The sequence below is a fragment of the Gordonia sp. i37 genome (assembly GCF_002043085.1).
Classification (GTDB): domain Bacteria; phylum Actinomycetota; class Actinomycetes; order Mycobacteriales; family Mycobacteriaceae; genus Gordonia; species Gordonia polyisoprenivorans.
The window spans coordinates 1-4,335 of record NZ_MVPX01000196.1; the positions used below are offsets into that span (position 1 = coordinate 1).

At 66.9% G+C, this 4,335-nt stretch carries 5 protein-coding genes and 1 pseudogene; 1 reads left to right on the forward strand and 5 read right to left on the reverse strand.

Annotated elements, in window-relative coordinates; all coding sequences use genetic code 11:
* The 5 genes and pseudogenes from B1964_RS09270 to B1964_RS09295 all read right to left on the reverse strand — a co-directional run.
* Positions 1 to 219 (reverse strand): annotated as a pseudogene (locus B1964_RS09270) (hypothetical protein); the annotation flags it as partial.
* An 849-nt stretch (positions 220 to 1,068) separates the two neighbouring features.
* Complete coding sequence (locus tag B1964_RS09280) at positions 1,069 to 1,332, reverse strand: hypothetical protein (protein ID WP_006370194.1); 264 nt, start codon at positions 1,330 to 1,332, stop codon at positions 1,069 to 1,071.
* Complete coding sequence (locus B1964_RS09285) at positions 1,329 to 1,937, reverse strand: recombinase family protein (protein ID WP_079929574.1); 609 nt, start codon at positions 1,935 to 1,937, stop codon at positions 1,329 to 1,331. The genes B1964_RS09280 and B1964_RS09285 overlap by 4 nt, the downstream gene beginning before the upstream one ends.
* Before the next feature lie 179 nt (positions 1,938 to 2,116).
* Positions 2,117 to 3,004 (reverse strand): D-hexose-6-phosphate mutarotase, encoded by an 888-nt coding sequence (locus B1964_RS09290; RefSeq protein ID WP_079929575.1) that lies wholly within the window; start codon positions 3,002 to 3,004, stop codon positions 2,117 to 2,119.
* An 80-nt stretch (positions 3,005 to 3,084) separates the two neighbouring features.
* Positions 3,085 to 3,522 (reverse strand): DUF1622 domain-containing protein, encoded by a 438-nt coding sequence (locus B1964_RS09295; RefSeq protein ID WP_079929576.1) that lies wholly within the window; start codon positions 3,520 to 3,522, stop codon positions 3,085 to 3,087.
* Between the two features lie 101 nt (positions 3,523 to 3,623).
* Here B1964_RS09295 and B1964_RS09300 point away from each other — a divergent pair.
* Positions 3,624 to 4,335, forward strand: a 712-nt coding sequence (locus B1964_RS09300; protein WP_139765680.1) for a carboxylesterase family protein, incomplete at its 3' end; no start/stop codon positions are given.

Below are 4,335 nucleotides of genomic sequence, written 5' to 3' on the forward strand. Positions count from 1 at the left end.
GGTGCGGATGATGAGGTTGTCACGGGCGGCAGCCGACGCGACCCCGGCCGAGACGTGGATGAAGCCGAGGGTGTCGGTCTTGGCGAGTTCGGCTTCGAGGTGGCCCACAGCGGCGGCGAGATCGCCCGGCGCAGGACCGGCGGGGGCCTCGGCGATCAGCCGGGCCGCGATCTCACGCTCAACGGCAACCTGTTCGAGTAGACGCAAGTTCTGCTGCACGCGGACCCGCACCTCCTCCTGACTCGGCGCGGTCAGGTCGCACTCGTCGACACGCAACCGGCGTGAAAGGCCGAGGTTAAACAGCGCGCCGGGAGACCGGGGGCTGGTAGTCCCGGTCTGGTCAGTTGGTCTCAAAGTCGCAGCAGTCGGCCTCGATGACCGCTCGATCTCGTCGGACCCGATCAGTCCCGCGTCGGACAGTGCAAGGTGGTCGGATAGCCACTGGGTTGGGTTCCTGTGAAGGGTCGGCAGGCAACGGTGGTTGTCCGTCCCCTCGCACTCGGCAGGAGCCATGTAGACCTCGACCTTGCGATCCACGCTGGTCTTGGTGACCCACCACCCTCTCGGTGAACACCTGCGGATCGACGGTGAGTAGTCCCTTATCGATCAGGCTCATGAGCATGATGTGCGTAGTGATCACCAGGTTGCAGATCCCCGACGTTCTCGATGTGCCTCGAGGTGGCGCGCTCTCACTGAGCCGGACCTCGTTGCACGATGAGTCGGGCGCTCGACTGGTTTACATCGCAGTGTCGGCACCAGCAGTCCGCTGAGCGATTCGTCGGGGCCGACGACGAAACCGGTGAAGTACGCGACGATCCCGGCCTCGTCGAGCTGCGGTGTCCAGTCGTCGCCCGAGAGCCGAGAGATGGCTCCGCGCATGCCGTCGAGCGCGTGCTTGAGGAGTCCGCCGATCGACAGGGTGCTCCGACACGGTGTCAGTCGTATCTGTTCTTCGGGCGGTGAGGAAGAGCATGAGCGATATTGCGGACAGTTCGAGTGCGTTATTCGCCCGGGGTTGGTGGGCTCGCCGGAGCACGGTCTGGCGGTGTCGTTACGGGGGGCTGTCGGCTATCGCCGCGGATGCCGACTGTAACCGTAAAGCGCTGCGCGATAACCACGTTCATAGCTTTGCGTGATCTGGGGGATCTCGCCGGCGGCCAACGCCGCCGTCGCGTGATTGGCGGCCCAGGCACGCGGCAAGGACGCTAGGTAGTCCGATGCCTCGTCGTATCCGCGCTGGAATTCCGCCTCGTCGAGGGTCGGGTCGCTGATCGCCGACTCCGGCGGAATGGCGGTCGGGAAGGCGAGTACGCGGGAGTTGCTGGTGGTCATCGAGTGGTCCTCTTCTCGGCGAGAGTTCGGTACAGGGTGGCGCGGCTGACCCCGAGGGTCGTGGCAATGGTCGGAACGGGATCCCCGTTGTCCCGCATGCGTTGTGCGAGTTCGACCTGTTCGTCGGTCAGCACACGGGGGCGTCCGAGCGGGGAGCTGCCGCTGTGTCGGGTCGGCCTGGGTTGGGTTCGTTGGCGTGTTCGGGCGGCCTCGTCGTTCACCACCGCCAGTGAGGCGAGGACGCCGACGAGTGTCGCTCCGACGTCGTCGTCGGTACGCAATCGCTCGCGAATCGAGCGGACACCGATGCTGCGGTCGTCGAGGGTGCGCACGGTCGACAGCAACTCAGGTGTGCTGCGTCCGAGCCGATCCATCCCGACGACCACGACGGTGTCACCGGAGCGGGCGTAGCCGAGCAGCGCGTCGAGCCCCGGGCGGTGTGCGGTGGGGGAGTCGTGGCGCGAGTGATCGGAGTACACGCGCTCCGGGTCGACACCGTTGTCGATGAGCAGATCGATCTGCTCATCGAGTGCAGGGGAATCCGAACTTTCCCGCGCGTAACCGAGGAGCATCCCGGGTTGCGCTCCCGGATCGGTGGTGGGCATGCCGACGAGGCTATCTCAAAAGACGAGTTACCGAGACGAGACACGCAGTGAGATATGAGACCGCAGAGGCGTCAGCAGGTTCTACGCCGGATCGGTCTTCGAAGACAGTGTTTTACGGACACGGCCCAGCGTGAGGCGCATCGGTGGATTGTGAGACTTACGAGATTCGATACCCGGAGTTATGAGACGGGCGTGACGGAGATGGTCTGCCACATGGAGTGGGTGGCCCCGGCGGGAACCTCGACGACGTCGGGGCCGGCATTGGCCGTCTCGACACACACGAACTCGCGCCAGTGCGGACCGACGTCGGCCATGCCCGCGGCAACGTCGGCGCCGGGATTCCAGACGACGGCCGTGCGCGCCTGGCGTCCACGGATCTCGATGACCCGACCGAAGCCGGGGTCGACGATCCGGTAGGTGCCGCCCGCCCCCGGGTACAGGCGATCGCTGCGCGCAGGGGAACTCGGCAACGTCCATTCGCCGTGCTGCGGATGGATCGCGCCGCCGTCGAACTTGTCGGCATAGGTCAGCCCGGCCAACCCCTCGACGTGGACATCAGCGACATCGGAGACGCGAAAGTAGTTGTGCAGAGCCTCGGTGAGCCGCGCAGGCGCCGCCCCCGGGTTGTGGGTGTGGATGCCCTGCTCCAGCGTTGCGCCGACCCGCACGGTCATCGACAGTCGCAACTCGAGGTGATCGAGTCCTTCGGGTGCCAGCGATATCTCGACCTCGCCGGTCCCGGTCACCACGGAGCTGGTGATCGCCCATCGAGCGGTACGCGCGTAGCCGTGCGAGGGGACGTCGCCGGTCTGACCTTCGCGAGCGAAATAGGGCCAGCAGACCGGGATTCCGCCGCGGATGGGTGTGGGCAGATCGGCAAGCGCCGGCGATACCCACAACACGTCGTCGACCGATCCGGCGGGGCGGAACGACACGACCTGCCCGCCGAACACCGAGATCGCCGCCTGCGCGTGCGGCGTCTCGATGAGGTGGGCGTCGAGCCCGTGAACGGTGCCCCTGCGGACCCCGTGGGAGTGCTGCATTGCGTCGTCACCCGATGTCGTCACCGACTCAGCGTCGCACGCCTGTCACCGTGGCGCCCGTCGCTCGGTGCACGATCACAGACCCGGGACCTCACTGCACCTCGTCAGAGCCCCGGTTCATCTCCTCGCGCCTCATGCGCCCGTGATGCGCGCACATCCGCGGCGACGGCATGTCCCATCAACTGGCCACCACTGGTGAGAAGCGCACGCCGCCAAGGCAACACGCCCTCGATCTCGATCTGGATCGACATCGACAGGATCGTCCGGATAAGCACCACGATGCCGAGGATCAGGGCGTCGGTGATCGACGGCTTGGACGTGATGGTGCGGATCAGATCGGCGGCCACGAGGATCTCGAGGCCGAGCAGGATCGCCGAACCGAGGGTATTGCGCAGGGTGGCGAATGCGGTCGCACCACCCTCGTCGCGACGCAACGATCGGACGCTGAGCACCACCGCCACCACGAACCCGGCGATCATCGCCACCGCGCCGATCACCTCGAGGGTGACCGCGACTCCGGAGAAGACCCTCTCGATGTCCATTTCTGGAGAGTAGTGCCGCGTCCGGGCACTCACCAGCGCATCGGTATCGCGAATGCGGTTCTGCCGAGCCGACCCCGGACATGGGCGTAGCGTCGGCGGGTATGACCCGCGCTGATGTTCACGCCCCCGTCGTCTCGATCGCCGGCGGCGCAGTCTCCGGCAGCACCACCGATGGGATCTCCGCATTCCTCGGAATCCCTTACGCCGCACCGCCGGTCGGGCCCGATGCGTTTGCCGCACCCAAGCCTGCACCGTCGTGGGACGGCGTTCGGGACGCCACCGCCTACGGCCCGACCGCACCGCAGGCGCCGTACCCCGCACCGATCGCCGCGCTCCTCGACACCGTCATCGTCGACGGCGACGACTACCTGAACCTCAACGTCTGGACTCCGGACCCGGGCGGGGCCGGGCTGCCGGTGATGGTGTGGATTCATGGGGGTGCTTTCACCCGCGGTTCCAACCGGATCACGATGTACGCCGGGGACACCTTCGCCCGCGATGGCGTCGTCTGCGTCGGCGTCAATTACCGGCTCGGCACACCGGGATTCGCTTCGGTCGCCGGCGCTCCGGAGAACCGCGGGCTGCTCGATCAGATCGCCGCGCTGCGGTGGGTGCGGGAGAACATCTCCGCATTCGGCGGCGACCCCGATAACATCACCGTCTTCGGTGAGTCCGCCGGCGCCATGAGCGTCGCCTCGCTGCTGTCCTCGCCGCGGGCGGACGGATTGTTCGGGCGGGCGATCATGGAGAGCGGCAACGGCAATGCGGCCGCCGACCCCGCCGATGCGCGCAAGGTCACCGACCGGCTCCCCC